General features: G+C 73.4%; 9 protein-coding genes and 1 pseudogene. 1 reads left to right on the forward strand and 9 read right to left on the reverse strand.

The genetic code is table 11. The features are described from left to right. Positions 1-20: 20 nt before the first annotated feature. A complete protein-coding gene (locus tag IG86_RS0123350; protein WP_030899274.1) occupies positions 21-1,130 on the reverse strand; it encodes an FAD-dependent monooxygenase in 1,110 nt (369 codons plus the stop codon). 166 nt (positions 1,131-1,296) lie between these two features. On the opposite strand from IG86_RS0123350, the gene IG86_RS0123355 reads away from it, so the two are divergent. After that, positions 1,297-2,268 carry a TetR/AcrR family transcriptional regulator C-terminal domain-containing protein gene (locus tag IG86_RS0123355; RefSeq protein WP_030821873.1) on the forward strand — a complete coding sequence of 324 codons (972 nt, stop codon included), beginning with the start codon at positions 1,297-1,299 and terminating at the stop codon, positions 2,266-2,268. 229 nt (positions 2,269-2,497) lie between these two features. Here the strand turns inward: IG86_RS0123355 and IG86_RS0123360 are convergent, their stop codons facing one another. The 8 genes and pseudogenes from IG86_RS0123360 to IG86_RS0123395 form a co-directional block, all read right to left on the reverse strand. Further along, positions 2,498-3,241, reverse strand: coding sequence for a class I SAM-dependent methyltransferase (locus IG86_RS0123360; protein WP_030821876.1), 744 nt, complete (start codon positions 3,239-3,241; stop codon positions 2,498-2,500). 244 nt (positions 3,242-3,485) lie between these two features. After that, positions 3,486-4,262, reverse strand: a pseudogene (gene xdhC / locus IG86_RS0123365) (xanthine dehydrogenase accessory protein XdhC); the annotation flags it as partial. Between the two features lies 1 nt (position 4,263). Then, positions 4,264-6,663 carry a xanthine dehydrogenase molybdopterin binding subunit gene (gene xdhB / locus IG86_RS0123370; RefSeq protein ID WP_030899280.1) on the reverse strand — a complete coding sequence of 800 codons (2,400 nt, stop codon included), beginning with the start codon at positions 6,661-6,663 and terminating at the stop codon, positions 4,264-4,266. Beyond that, positions 6,660-8,156, reverse strand: a complete 1,497-nt coding sequence (locus IG86_RS0123375; RefSeq protein ID WP_030899282.1) for a xanthine dehydrogenase small subunit — start codon at positions 8,154-8,156, stop codon at positions 6,660-6,662. Before IG86_RS0123375 ends, xdhB begins: the two co-directional genes overlap by 4 nt. 439 nt (positions 8,157-8,595) lie before the next feature. Continuing rightward, a complete protein-coding gene (locus tag IG86_RS0123380; protein WP_030899287.1) occupies positions 8,596-10,077 on the reverse strand; it encodes a serine/threonine-protein kinase in 1,482 nt (493 codons plus the stop codon). Next, the gene (locus IG86_RS0123385; RefSeq protein WP_030899290.1) at positions 10,074-10,886 is read right to left on the reverse strand and encodes an FHA domain-containing protein; all 813 of its coding nucleotides are present in this window, start codon (positions 10,884-10,886) and stop codon (positions 10,074-10,076) included. Before IG86_RS0123385 ends, IG86_RS0123380 begins: the two co-directional genes overlap by 4 nt. A gap of 305 nt (positions 10,887-11,191) precedes the next feature. Continuing rightward, positions 11,192-13,225 (reverse strand): DUF8189 domain-containing protein, encoded by a 2,034-nt coding sequence (locus IG86_RS0123390; protein WP_030899292.1) that lies wholly within the window; start codon positions 13,223-13,225, stop codon positions 11,192-11,194. 65 nt (positions 13,226-13,290) lie between these two features. Beyond that, positions 13,291-14,805, reverse strand: coding sequence for a DUF8189 domain-containing protein (locus IG86_RS0123395; RefSeq protein ID WP_030899295.1), 1,515 nt, complete (start codon positions 14,803-14,805; stop codon positions 13,291-13,293). Positions 14,806-14,916 lie beyond the last annotated feature (111 nt).

The following is a 14,916-nucleotide window of genomic DNA, read 5'->3' on the forward strand; positions in this document are numbered from 1 at the left end:
GTCCCGTACCCGCGCCCGCATCAACTGCTCAGCGAGATCGCGTTCTTGGCGTGCTCGACGGATTCCCCCGAGGCGGGTCCGCCGGGGTTCTCGGTGGCCAGGGCCTGGTTGAGCGTGACGAACGGGCGCATCCGCTCCTCGTAGGCGGCGTACGCGGCACGGTGGTCGCCGTCGGCCCGGGCGAGGCTGTCGGCCAACACGTGGGCGCCCACGAGGGCGAGGCTGGTGCCCTGCCCCGAGAGGGGGGACGGGCAGTACCCGGCGTCCCCGAGCAGGGTGATACGGCCCCGCGACCACTGGTCCATGCGGATCTGAGCCATGGCGTCGCAGTAGAAGTCGGGCGCCTTTCGGGCTGCTTCGGCCAGTCGGCGCCCCTCCCAGCGCACCGACGCGAGCCTGTCCACGACGATCTGCCGCAGGGTGTCGCCGTCGCGGGCCCCGGGGGCGAGCGGTGCGGACTCGAAGCCGAAGGCGATCCGGAGCTCGGTGTTGTCGCGCACGGGCATGATGCCGAAGCCCTGGTCGCCGTCCCGCAGCCACATCTGCCAGTCCTCCAGGGCGAGGAAGTTGTCCGCGCCGAACACCGAGAGGTAGCTGCCCAGATGGTGGGAGAAGAGCTCCTCCGGGCCGAAGGCCAGGCGCCGTACGGTGGAGTGGAGGCCGTCGGCCCCGACCACGAGGTCGAAGGTGCGGGAGGGCCCGTGCGCGAAGTCGACGCGTACGCCGGTCTCGTCCTCGGCGAGCGCGGTGACGCTGTCGCCGAAGAGGTACTCCACGCCGGTGCGGGTGCGCTCGTACACCATCCGTACCAGGTCCTCGCGCAGCAGCTCGATGTCCTCGCTGTCGAGCCGGCCGCTGCTGAAGGTCGACTCGGTGGAGCGGTCCACCTCGTTGCCGTCGGCGTCGAGGATCGACATGCCGCGCATCCGGGTCCGGGCGCGGCTCGCCTCCTCCAACAGGCCCATTCGCCGCACGACTTCGAGCGCGACGCCGCGGATGTCCACGGCCTGGCCGCCGGCCCGACGGCCCGGGGCGCGTTCGACGACGGTGGGGACGAAGCCGTGGTGGCGCAGCCAGTGGGCGAGGACGGGGCCGGCTGTTCCGCCACCGGAGACGAGTACGGTCTGCATGAGAGGCTCCTTGAGTGGGCTGTACGGTGTACGCGCTCTGAACGTACGTCGTACATGCAGTCGCTTCAACAGGCCAACTGCCCTCCCTGTACTAGGGCATAACCGGCGGGCCCGGCGTTCCCGCTGCTACCCTCTGCCCTAGTACAGGACAGGAAGGCGGCACGGAGTGACCAAGGCCACAGGCGCGGCGGGCGACCCGCCCTATCTGCGCATCGTCGCCGGGATCCGGCAGCGCATCGCGGACGGTGAACTCGCCCCGGGGGACCGGGTTCCCTCGACCCGGCAGATCGCCGCGCAATGGGGTGTCGCGCTCGCCACCGCCACCAAGGCCCTGACCACCCTGCGCCTGGAGGGGCTCGTCGAAGCCCGCCCACGGGTCGGCACGGTCGTCGCCGGTGGCGCCCTCACCGCGCCCACGCGCAGGGGCCCCGCCTCCTCGTCCACCCCCGACTCCGAGCGGGAGCTGAGCCTCGACCGGATCGTCCGTACCGCCATCGGGATCGCCGACGCCGAAGGGCTGGCGGCGGTCTCCATGCGCTCGGTCGCGTCCCGGCTCGGCGTCGCGACGATGTCGACCTACCGGTACGTCCCGAGCAAGGAGGACCTGGTCCTGCACATGGCCGACGCCGCCTTCGGGGAGGAGTCCTACCGCGCGGACGCCCCGCAGGGGTGGCGCGCCCGCGTCGAGCTGGGGGCCAGGACCCTGTGGGGCCTGTACCGCAAGCACCCGTGGCTGGCCCAGGTCGGCTCCCTCACCCGCCCGTTGCTCGTACCCAACCTGATGGTGCACGGCGACCGGATGCTGGCGGCCCTCGACGGCCACGGCCTCGACCCGACGACGCTGTTCGACATCCACGTGCTGCTCTACAGCCACGTCCAGGGCATGGCGGTGCACTTGGAGATGGAGGCGCACGCCGAAGCGGTGACGGGCCAGTCGGAGGACCAGTGGATGGACGGCCGGGCCGCCGACCTCAGGAACCTGGTGGAATCAGGCCGCTTCCCGGCCTTCGCCAAGGCGATCGGATCCTTCGAGAACGGCTACGACCTCCGGCTCGACGCCCTCTTCGAATTCGGCCTCAAAGCCCTCCTCGACGGCCTCACCCCCCTCGTCGAAGGCCCGGGACCCTCGGGCCGGTGACGTCACCCGCCGACCTCGTCGGGGCGGGCCCTCGCCGCTGGTACGGCTCCTGGAAGGCAGGGGGTCCGCCGTCGCGGACGCCTTCACCTGCCGGGCCCTCGGCGCCTGGGCGCCGTTCGGGCTGATCGACGGCATCAACAAGCGGCGGCCGGACGCGGGCGACCTGCCGGCCGCCCGCGCCTTCGCCGCGCGGCTCGCGGCTCGCGGCTCGCGGCTCCTGCGATGAACGTCAGGCGCGGCAGCGCAGCATCTCGAGCGGCGGGTTGGCGTGGAAGTCCGCCCAGAACTCCGCGTCGAATTCGCGCCGTCCGGCCTCCGACACCGTCAGCGGCACCCAGGTCAACTCGCCGAACCCGGCCGCTCGCAGGCACGTCTCGTACACCTCGCGGCGCGGCAGGTTGGCGACGAACGAGACGGGCGGGTCGAGCAGCGCCGTCGTCCGCACCTGCGGCCCGGTCTCGACCTCCGCGCCGGTGAGCTCGCTGCGGAAGCCGTACCTCTCCGGGGTGGGCCCGTCGAAGCGGAAGTCGGGCGACTGGTTGAGCAGGAACAGCTCACCACCGGGCTTCAGGCCGCGGTGCAGGGCGCGGCACATCCGCTCCGTCGTGGCGATGTCCTCGGCGTAGTTCAGCAGTTGGACCGCCAGGGCGACGTCGAAGCGCCGCGCGATCGGCCGCAAGTCGGCGACGTCGCCGACCTCGTAGCGCACGCCCAGCGGATCCCGGTCCTCCAACTGCTGTGCGACGGCGATCATTTCGCCGGAAATGTCGATGCCGAGCACCTCCGCGGCGCCGCGCCGCATGAACTCCCGGCTGTAGAAGCCCGTTCCGGACGCCAGATCGAGCACCGACTTGCCGCGCACGTCCCCGACCAGGCCCAGGAAGCTGGGTACCACCACGTACTGCTCCAGGGGCAGGGCCTTGAACCCCTCGTAGGCCTCGCCGATTTCGTCGTACTGCTGCTGCGCGCTCATGGTGATGTCCTCCCCGTTTCGACATGCAGGGGCCACGGCCCCCTCCCCGGGGCGCGCCGCGGCTTCTGTTCGGAAGTCTCTACGGGTCCGGGCGGCCCCCCGTACTGGCAGAACCGACGAAGATCCGGACATCGTCCCGGCAGCGTCTACGGCGAGCGGGGGGGGGGGGGGGGGGGGGCCCCCCCCCCCGCCCCCCCCCCCCCCCCGGCGCCCCCCCCCCCGGGGGGCCACACCACCGCCCCCCGTCCGCCGCCACGCTCACCGCGATCGTGGCGGGCTCCTTGCCGGTGATCCCCGAGATCCCGATCGGAGTCTTGATCCGGTCGATCGTGGCGGGGGCGTGGCCGCCCTCGGTGGCCAGGCGCCGGCGAAACCGCGACCACTTCGCCGACGAGCCGATCAGACCGATCGAGCCGAGCCCGGCGGTGCGCAGGGCGGCGTCGCACAGCGCGGCGTCCTCCGCGTGATCGTGGGTCATGATCAGGACATGGGCGCCGGGCGGCAGCTCCCCGAGCACCTCCTCAGGAAGCAGCAGGGCGCGGTGCACGTGGACCTGCGCCACGGCGTCCGCGAGGACGCCGAGCCGATCGTCGGCGAGCATCTCCGGGCGGGTGTCGATCAGGTGCAGGTCCAGGTCCTGGCGCGCCAGGATGCGTGCCAGCTCCAGGCCGACGTGCCCGACGCCGAAGACCGCCACGGCCTCGACCACCGGCAGCGGTTCGAGCAGCACGGTGACGGCCCCGCCGCAGCACTGCACGCCGTGCGGGCCGGTGACCTTGTCGTTGAGGGCGAACTCCATCAGCTCCGGCTCCGGATCGGCCGCGCCGGACAGCTCGCGCGCCCGGTCGATGGCCACCGCCTCGATGTTGCCGCCGCCGATCGACCCCCACGTCTCGGTGCGTCCCACGACGAGCTTGGCGCCGGCCCGGCGGGGCGCGTGGCCGCGTACGGTCGCGACGGTCACGAGCACGCCGGGTTCCCGGCGCGCCCGCAACCGCGCGACCGCGGCCACCCAGCTCATGTCAGGCATGGCTCAGGGCGCTCGCCTCTGCCGGGACCCCGCTGCCGGCGGGCACGTGCCCGCCGGGCCGCGTGCCGCCGCCGCGGGCTTCCTCGACCGCCCAGTACACCGCCTCGGGCGTCGCCGGGGAGGCGAGTTCCACGCTGACCCCGTCGGGCCCGAACGCCGCGGCGGCCTGCCGCAGCGCCTCCCGTACGGAGAGGGCCAGCATCAGCGGGGGCTCGCCCACCGCCTTGGACCCGTAGACCGCGCCCTCCTCCGTGGCGTTCTCCAGCAGCCTGACGTTGAACTCCTCGGGCATCTCCGAGAAGCTCGGCAGCTTGTAGGTGCTCGCCGCCTGCGTCAGCAGCCGGCCGCGGTTCGGACCGTCGCCCGCGTCCCAGCGCAGGTCCTCCAGCGTCAGCCAGCCCGCGCCCTGCACGAAGCCGCCCTCGACCTGACCGATGTCGATCATGGGGGAGAGGCTGTCGCCGACGTCGTGCACGATGTCCACCCGCCGGATCCGGTAGGCGCCGGTGAAACCGTCCACTTCCACCTCGGCCGCGGCCGCGCCGTAGGAGAAGTACTTGAACGGCGAGCCCTGGAACACCTTCGCGTCCCAGTGCAGGCCCTCGGTCCGGTAGAAACCGGCCGCCGACAGCTGGACGCGCTGGAAGTACGCGGTGCGCACCAGGTCGTCCCAGGCCAGCTCCGCGTCGCTGCCGAGGACGCGCGCGACGCCGTCGACGATGCGCACGTCCGAGGCGTTCGCACCCAGTCGGGTACCGGCGACCTGGAGCAGCCGCTCGCGGATCTGCTCGCAGGCGTTCTTCACCGCCGCGCCGTTGAGGTCCGCCCCGGCGCTGGCGGCGGTGGCGGAGGTGTTGGGCACCTTGTCCGTACGGGTCGGGGCCAGCCGCACCTTGTGCAGCGGGATGCCCAGCGTGGTCGCGGCCACCTGGAGCATCTTCGTGTGCAGGCCCTGCCCCATCTCGGTGCCGCCGTGGTTGATCAGGACCGAGCCGTCCTTGTACACCAGCACCAGCGCGCCGGCCTGGTTGAAGGCGGTGAGGTTGAAGGAGATCCCGAACTTGATCCCGGTGATCGCGAGCGCCCGCTTGGTGTGCGGGTGCGCGGCGTTGAAGGCCGCGATCCCGGCCCTGCGGTCGGCGATGCCGGCGTCCTCCTGGACCCGGCGCCAGACGGCGGAGATCCGTTCGGGGTGAAGGACCCGCTGCCCGTACGGCGTCGAGTGGCCCTGCCGGTAGAAGTTGCGTTCGCGCAACTCCATGGGATCCAGGCCGAGCAGCGGTGCGCACCGGCCCATGATGTCCTCGATCACCAGCATGCCCTGCGGTCCGCCGAAGCCGCGGAAGGCCGTGTTGGAGACCTTGTTGGTCCGGGCGATGCGGCCGGCGACGCGTGCGTTGGGAATCCAGTAGGTGTTGTCGATGTGGCAGAGCGCGCGGGCCACCACGGGCTCGGACAGGTCCAGGCTCCAGCCGCCGTCCGCGGTCAGGGTGGCGTCCAGGGCCTGGATGCGGCCCTCGGCATCGAAGCCGATCTTCCACGTGGCGTGGAAGCCGTGGCGCTTGCCGGACATGGTCAGGTCCTGGGTCCGGTTGAGCCGTACCCGGACCGGACGGCCCGTCAGCCTCGCGCCGAGCGCGGCCACGGCCGCGAACCCGTGCGGCTGCATCTCCTTGCCGCCGAAGCCGCCGCCCATCCGCAGGCACTGCACGGTCACCTCGTGGCTGTGCAGGCCGAGTACGTGCGCGACGATCTCCTGCGTCTCCGAGGGGTGCTGGGTGCTGCTCTGGACGAACATCTGCCCGTTCTCGTCGACGTGGGCCAGGGCCGCGTGCGTCTCGAGATAGAAGTGCTCTTGATCGGAGAAGTGGAACTCGCCGGTGAACACGTGCGCGGAGTCGTCGAAGCCGGCGTCGACGTCACCGGTCACCATCACGGGCCGGGCGCCGTGGAAGCTCCCGGACGCGATCGCCTCCCGCAGCGTGATCACGGAGGGCTTCTCGTCGAGTTCCACCTCGACGGCCGCCGCACCGAGCCGGGCCGCCTCCAGCGTTTCGCCGAGCACCCAGGCGACGGCGTGGCCGTGGAACATGACGGTGTCGGGGAACAGCGGTTCGTCGTGCTTCATCCCGGCGTCGTTGACGCCCGGCACGTCGGCGCCGGTCAGTACGCGGACCACGCCGGGCACGGCGAGCGCCGGACCGGTGCGCAGCGCGGTGATCGTGCCGTGGGCCTTCATGACCTGGACCGGGTAGGCGTGCAGCACGTCCTTGGTGCGGTGGACCAGGTCGTCGGTGTAGAGGGCGGCGCCGGTGACGTGCAGGCCGGCGCTCTCGTGCGGCAGCGGAAGGCCGACGACGGGCTTCTCGGGGCGTTCGGACAGATGACTCATGACGACACCGCCTCAGTGGTTCGCGCGTACAGCTTCAGCAGGCTCTGGCCGAGCATCGCGGAGCGGTAGCCGGCGCTGGCACGGTGATCGTCCATCGGGGTGCCTTCGGTCCGCAGCACCCGGGCCGCGGCCTCGGCGGTGTGCGCCGTCCAGGGCCGGCCCTCCAGGGCGGCCTCGGTCGCGAGGGCGCGGACCGGGGTGGCGGCCACGCCGCCCAGGCCGATGCGCGCCTTGCGGACGGTCCCGTCCTCGATCTCGAGCGCGAACGCGACCGCGACGCTGGAGATGTCGTCGAAACGACGCTTGGCGATCTTGTGGAAGGCCGTGACCGGTGACAGCGGCAGCGGGACGCGCACCGCGCGGATCAGCTCGCCGGGACGGCGCACGCTCTGCCGGTAGCCGGTGAAGTACTCGCCGAGGGGGACCTCGCGCTCGCCGTCGGCGTCGGCGAGCACCAGGGAGGCCTCCAGCGCGAGCAGGACCGGCGGGCTGTCACCGATGGGAGAACCGGTACCGAGATTGCCGCCGAGGGTCGCGCTGTTGCGGATCAGCCGGGACGCGAACTGCGGGAACAGCTCCGCCAGCAGCGGGACCCTGCCGTCGAGTCGGCGTTCGATCTCCGTGAGGGTCTGCGCCGCCCCGATCTCGATGTGGTCGGATCCGACGCGCAGCTCCCGCAGTTCGGGCAGCCGGTCGACCGCGACCACGCAACCGGCGCGCCGGGAGCGGATGTTGACCTCGACGCCCCAGTCGGTGCTGCCGGCGACGACCACCGCTTCGGGCCGCTCGCGCAGCAGCCGCACCGCGTCGGCCAGGGTGCCGGGCCGCAGGAACGCGCTGTCGTCCTGCGTGTACCGGGTGGCGACCGGTGCGGGCGCGGACTGCTCGCGGCGCCGCGCCAGGGGGTCGTCCTCGGCGGGCATGCCGACGGCGAACGCGGCGTCGCGGATCGGGCGGTAGCCGGTGCAGCGGCACAGGTTCCCGCTCAGCGCGTGCAGATCGAAGCCGTTCGGACCGTGCTCGGAGTCGCTCGGAGCGTGCTCTGAGCCGTCGGAGTCGCCGGACCCGTCGGCCGGGCCGACGGGCGCGCAGCGGTCGGGCCGGTAGTACTCGGAGGCCATGCTGCAGATGAATCCCGGTGTGCAGTAACCGCATTGGGAGCCGCCGCGGACGGCCATCTCCTCCTGTACGGGGTGCAGCACGGCCGGCGTACCGGACGCGTCGGCGGTGGCGAGGCCCTCGGAGGTGACGACCTCCTGCCCGTCGAGCGCCGCGACCGGGACCAGGCAGGCGTTGACCGCAACCCAGTCGGTGGGCTTGTGCACCCCGGGACGGGCCACCAGGACCGAACAGGCGCCGCATTCACCCTCGGCGCAGCCTTCCTTGGTACCGGTCAGGCCCCGCTCGCGGAGGAAGTCCAGCACCGTGGTGTGAGGTGCCGCCGGTGAAATCGGTGTTTCTTTCCCATTGACCGTGATCCGCGCCGCTACCATTGCACGTCCTCATTTCGGCGCGCGGTCGATCGGACTGTCCAAGTCGCCATTTCAGAGCTTTCTCTTCCGGTGGTCGCGGCCCGGGAACGCGCAGCGCGACGCATCGGCACGCGACGACGTGCCGTAAGTGGTGACATAGATGAGAAGGTGCCGGGGCCGCAATCGGGCACGCCGACAAGGGGGCTGCTCAGCAGCCGTGTGCTACACGACCCGGAGCCCAGGCGATCTGGTGTGCGAGGCGAATCAGGCCGGAGATGGTCGACATCCGGTTTCGCCTCCTTCCAGCAGCTCACGAGCGGGTGCGGTCGAAGTTACGTTGCCGCGGCTTCATCGGTCAAGCACAGGCCGGTGGATTCCACGAAAGCCCGCCACCGCGACCGGCCGGTATTCGTACGCGAAACCAGTGGCGGACCGCCCCAGGTTCCCTTCGGCGGCGGCGTCAGGGCGCGGCCGCGGGGTGCGGGCACCCCGGCAGCGACGGCCGGTCCTTGGTCCGTACGGCCGGTAGCCACGCCGCGGACGGCGCGGAGCCGGCCGGGAGACGGACGCGGAACCAGCGGGTGGATTGCCGGTCCTCCTCGTCGATGATGGGCCGGCCGTCGGCCAGCTCGCATTCGGCGGCGAGGACGTCGCCGTGCCACACCCGGGTCGCCACGACGTTCTGCGCGGCGTACGGCTTACGGGGATCGATCGCCAGGCCCAGGCTGCACTGAGGGTCCCGCTCGGCCCGCTCCTGGCAGCCCCGCTCCGCGTTGAACACCCGGACCGCGCCCGTCGCCACGCCCGTACGGCCGGGCGGTGCGTACGAGCCCGCCGCGCGCACCCCGTCCGCGCACAGGGCCGCCCCGGCGATGCCGCAGAGCGCGGTGGCCAGTACGGCGGCGCGGGCCCGGCCGCCGTGCCGCCTTCCAGCCCCCGGCGCCGTCCGCGTCACCGGTGTCTCCTGCCGGGCGGCGCGGATACGGGCGAGCAGGCTGTCGGCGGTGTGCGGGGCGCGCGCCGCGTGCGTCGGGGCGAGGCAGTCGGCGGCCAGGTCGCGCCAGAACGGCGGCAGCGCGTGGTCCAGGCGCAGCGGGGCCCGGCCCGCGCCGTACTCCTGGACCGCCGCGCCCCGTGCCACGGGGGTGGCGCCGGTGAAGGGCGAGCCCCCGGACGTGAACACCTCGTGGATGACGACGCCCAGCGCCCAGATGTCGGCGGTCGGCCGCACCAGTACGCCCAGTTCCCCCAGGGGCGCCCGCCAGCGCTCGGGCGGGAGGTAGTCCAGGGTGCCCATGGGCGGCGCGTAACCGTGCGTCCCCGTCAGCTCGGTGGCGAGGCCGAAGTCCGAGAGCTTCACGGAGCGGTCCGCGCCCAGCAGGACGTTCTCCGGCTTGAGATCGGCGTGGACCCAGCCCGAGCGGTGGAGGTGGGAGAGCCCCTCGCAGATCTCCGCGATCAGCCGGCCGCGGTCGGCCTCGGGCACCCCGGCGTCGACGAATTCCCGCAGACTGGCCGCGGCCCTTTCCATGACCAGCACGATCGCCCCGTCGAGGGAGGGCCGGTCCGGTGCGGAGAGCACGAAGGTGTCCAGGAACCCGATCAGCCGGGGATGCCCGAGCCGGCGGCCGAGTTCGACCTCGCGGCGGGCGGACTCCACGATCCTGCGCGCCTGGCGCGGCGCGAGAGCGGCGGTCGGCATGATCTTGAGCGCGACCTCGGCGGGGCCCGGACCGGTGCCGGCGGGGGTGCCGACTGATCGCGCGCCGACCGGCCGCCCGCCGGCCGAACGCGCGCCGGCCGGTCGCGCCGCGTAGACCGTGGACCAGCCTCCGGACCCGATCAGCCCGGTGACCACCCAGCCCCCCACCCGGTAGCCGGGCGGGAGCAGGTCCGTGCGGTCGCACTCCGTCGTACCGCCCAGGCCCAGCGGCGGTGTCATCGCTCGGCCTGCCGCTCCCGCCCGCGAGCCCCCGTCAGGGGCGGCAACAGCGCGAGGTGTTCCTCCCGTACGAGCCCGAACCGCAGCGCGAGCCCGACGACCTCCTCCCGCTTGCCGTTGCGGCGTTCGCCCTTGCCGTGCTCGGCGGGGCCGTCCGGGACGCCGATGCGGAGCTTCTCGTCGGCGAGGTAGTCGATGTGCGAGCTGACCGCCCGCGCGGTGAGCGCGCCGCAGGCGGGGTGCGACCTGAGCCGCTCGACGATCTGCGGAGTGGTGGGTACCGCCACGCGGGACTGGTCGCGCAGGCGCGGTTCGCAGAGCGCGACGAGGACGAGGAAGTAGGTGGCCGTCTCGTCCAGGGAGTACGCGGTGACCGTGTGGTTGCCCCAGGGGACGCCCATGGCCTCCGGGTCCAGATAGACGTGGTCGGGGGCGAACACCTGGAAGGAGACGGGAACGTCGCCGCGTGTGGGCAGCACCACGCGCGAGAACTCGAACGGGATGGGCGCCCCGACGCGTCGCGGCGCAACCCTCAGGTATTCCCCCGCTCCCTCCGGGTTCTCCACCAGATAGCTGTGGGTGCTGCTGTGGTTCGTCAGCTGCCAGTGGTCGTCGGTCACGCGGATCTCCCCGGCGAGCCGGGAGATCGCCGCGTCGTCGAGGCGCAGCTCGACGGGGACCGTCGCGGAGCCCCGCCCGAAACGGGCGACCTCGCCCGGGCCGAGCCGCAGGGTCACCGGGTCGCCGCACGGTGCGCCGCCGTCGGTGCCGCCGCTTCCCCGCGGCAGATGGACGACTACGCCGCTCACCGTTCCCCCTGTTCCACGCGTCGCACTTGTCGGACGAGCGGAACGATACTCATCTCGCGGGGGAGTTCACCGGCGTACTTCGGCCACTTCGGCCGGGGCCCCGGACGGGGGTGGCGGCTCGCGGTCGCCGGCGGCCGGGGCGCCGGGACCCGGCCCGCCGCGACGGGCGCGGTGGCCTCGCCGCGAGCCGCCCACAGTGGGCAAAGTCACCGTGTCACAAGGGGCGGAACGCCGCTTGCGGGGCTTCCCGGCGCGTCCTCGCCCCCTGATTTCCCCGTGCGGTTGGCGAGATCCGGACTGCCTGGTCAGAGCGCGGGACCGCCCGGCGCCAAGGGCGCGACCGTGCGATCGCCGAAGGCCGTCCACGGCCGCCATCCGCCGTTGGGCCGTTCCTGGACGCGGGTCCGCAGCCGGCCCTCGGCGGTCACGGCGAAGACGTGGGTCCGGCCGGCCGGGTCGAGCACGGCGGTGGGCGTGGCGGCGAGCCGGACGCCGGGCTCGCCGAACTCCCCGCCGGGAGCCGGGTCCCCGCCCGGAGCGACCTGCCAGCGGTGGCTCAGCCGGGCGCCGCCGGGCGTCAGGGAGAACGCCTCCAGCCGGCCGTCGGCGTTGACGGACAGCGCCGGAGCGGCCGCGCTCCAGCCGAACATCGGCAGCCATGCGTCCCAGCCGCCGCTCGGCACGGTCTGCCGCCGGTGGAAGGTTCCCACGCCCGACGGCCCGATCGCGGCGACGGTGAGCCGGCCGCTGCCGTCCCGCGCCACCCGCGGGGCCGCGCCGGCCGCCGTGCCGAACCGGTGCCAGGCTGCGGTCCAGGGACCGCCCGGGGCCTCCTGCCACCGGTGGTCGATCGCGGCGCCGCCGGGGGCGAGGACGAACGCCTCCAGCCGGCCGTCGGCGTTGGCCGCGACCACCGGTGGCGCGGCGGCCGGCCCGCCGAATCCGGGCTCCCAAGGCTCCCAGGCCGGTGTCCCGGCTGCGCGCTGTCGGCGCCGCGCGACGCCGGCGCCGCCGGGGCTCAGGGCGAAGACCTCCAGCCGGCCGTCGGCGTCACGGGCCACGGCGGGGGCGGCTCCGGCCGGGCCGCCGAACTCCTCCCAGCCGTACCAGCCACCGTCCGGCCGCTGTACCCGGTGGTGCAGGTTCACCCCGCCCGGGGCGAGCGAGAAGACCTCCAGCCGGCCGTCGGCGTTGCGGCCGAGGGCCGGTACGGCGCCGGCCGGCCCGCCGAAGGTCTCCCACTGCGACCAGGTGTCGGCGTCCGGGTCGAGCTGGACCCGCCGCAGCATCGACAGGTCCGAGGCGTCGAGGGCGAACACCGTCAGGCGGCCGTCGGCGTCGAGCCCGGCCACCGGATTGTCCGGGCTCTGCCACGGCGCTGGCGTGTCCCGCCAGTGCAGGGGCGCCACGTACAGCCCGTGCCGGAACCAGCCCGCGGCGGTGGCGTACCACCTCGCACCGTCGGAGACCACCTCGACGGCGTGACCGGGCACGTGCCCCGCGTATCCGGCGAGGTCGAAGTGGAAGGGGTCCCGGGACGCCAGCACGTCGGTGCCCTCGTAACCGCCCCGCGGCCCGACGAACAGGTAGTACCAGCCGCCCCGTTCGACGACGTACGGCGACTCCGTGACCGACACGGTCGCGTCGGTGCTCGCGTCGGTGAACGCGACCCCCGCCCCGCTCCAGCGCAGGAGGTCGGCGGACCGGCGGTGGGCCACGACGTGGTGGCCGCCCGAGCCCGTGAGTTCGGTGTAGTACATGACCCACTCGCCGCCGACCCGCAGCACCATCGGGTCACGCGCCGCGAGCCCCCGGAACAGCGGGCCGGACGGCTCACGCGTCCAGGTGAACAGGTCGGTGGACGTGGCGAGGTTGATCGCGGCGCCCCGCGCGCCACCCGCGGCGTAGAACATCCAGAACCTGCCGTCCGCCTCCACGACGTGCGGCGCCCACAGGTGTTCCTCGCCGAAGTAGGACGGGTCGACGGTGAGCGCGTCGGGGTGGGTGGTCCACGGTCCGTGCGGGCTCGGCGCGGAGGCGTGGGCGAAGGCTGTCTCCGCCGAGCTGTCCGGGGATTCGCCGCGCGGTGCGCTGTTGCCGACGATGCCGAACAGGTGCCAGCGGCCGCCGGCCTTGATCAGCGTGTGGTCGTTGAGATAGCGGGGGCCGGCGGCGGTGGACGGGTCGTGGACGTACGCGAAGGGCCCCGCCCCGACCCACTGCGGGGGCGGGATCTCCCCGGCGCCGGTTCCGGTCGTGGCCCGGGCGGCGCCCAGGAACGGGAGCGCGCCCGCGCCGGCGGCACCCTTCATCAGGGTCCGCCTGCTGATCGGAAGCATGGTCTCTCCAGACGGACGGACGGACTGAGGGACTGACGGGGCGGGCGGGGCGGCGCGGGCGTGGGTCAGTCGAGGGCCGGGCCGGCCTTGTCGTTGACCCACACCCACTCCGACCAGGTCGCGAACCCGGTCTGCCATTTGTGGTAGGTGCCGGCGCGGCCGGCACCGAAGACCTCGATGCGGCCGTCGGCGTTGGCGGCCGCCGTGACCTCGGTCCCGCCGGTGCCGAAGACGGCCCACTCGCCGTAGGGGGCGTTCGGGGCGGTCTGCCAGGTGTGCATCGCGGTGGCGGAGTTGACGGCGAAGACCTCCACGCGGCCGTCCGGGCTGCGTTCGCTGGTGAGCTGCGCGTCCGTGGGGCCGCCGGTCGGCTCCCACTGCGACCAACTCGCCTGTCCGGTCTGGTATTTGTGGAACACGCCCACCGGTCCGGAGGCGAAGACCTCCAGGCGGCCGTCGGCGTTGTGGTCGACGGTCAGGTCGTGGCCGCCACCACCGAAGTCCTCCCACGCCGACCATCCGCCACTTGGGGCCGTCTGGTACTGGTGCCTGAAGGTGGCGCCGTTCAGCGCGAACACCTCCAGACGACCGTCCGGTGCCTTCTCCATCTCGACACGGCTGTCGGCGGGGCCGCCGGCGGGCTCCCACTCGGACCAGCCGCCGTTCGCAGCCGTCTGGTACCGGTGGAAGAGCCCGACCGGGCCGGAGGCGTAGACCTCGATGCGGCCGTCGGCGTTCACGCCGGCCGCGGTGTCCTTCCCGCCGCCTCCGAAGGTCTCCCAGTTGGACCAGCCGCCCGACGGGGACAGCTGCCAGCGGTGCTGGAAGGTGCTCCCGTTGACGGCGAACACCTCCAGGCGCCCGTCCGCGTTCGGCGCGACGGCCAGCTCGGCGCCGCCGCCCGGTCCGCCGATCGGCTCCCAGGCCGACCAGTTGCCGTTCACCTCCTGCTGCCAGGCGTGGTGCACGCCGTCGGCGCCGGCCGCGAACACCTCCAGGCGTCCGTCCGCCGACCGTGCCGAAACCACCCGGCCCGACTCGGCCGGATACACCGGCGGCCTGGGCCGCGGACCGCTGCCCGGGGTGCAGGGCAGAACGACGCCGCGCTCCGCGAGGTGGGCCTCGGGGTCGATGCCGTAGGAGGTGGACGGGTCTCCCCAGATCCGCAGGTGCAGGTGCGGGCCGGTGGAGTTCCCCTCGGCGCCCATCAGCGCGATCTGCTGGCCGGCCACGACGCGGTCGCCGACGGAGACGTCCCGCCGGGACATGTGCCCGTACTCGGAGATCCTCCCGTCGGGGTGCTGGACGCGGATCCACTGGCCGTAGTCGCCGGTGTACCCGGAGATGGTCACCTCACCGTCGCCCACCGCGTAGATCGGCGTCCCGACGCTGTTGGCGATGTCGACGCCGTTGTGGCCGCTGTGGAAGTGCTGGGACACGAAACCGGCCGCCGGGCACGCCGCGGTGAGCTCGGCGGGCCGGGCGGCGGCCGGAGTCGTGGTCACCACCACGGCCGGCAGCAGGGCGGCTGTCGCCGCGAGAACACAGTTCAGTGCGCGTCGGAATGGTCCTGGAAACACGGGACGCTCCTCCCCCTCGGCGGTCCGGGCGTGCGAACGGTCTGGAAGGTAGCAACGGCGCCGGACCGCGAGCCCCCGGAAGCTTCCGGACTGACAGCGGGCAGCCGGTCC

It is taken from the genome of Streptomyces virginiae, assembly GCF_000720455.1.
Taxonomy (GTDB): domain Bacteria; phylum Actinomycetota; class Actinomycetes; order Streptomycetales; family Streptomycetaceae; genus Streptomyces; species Streptomyces virginiae.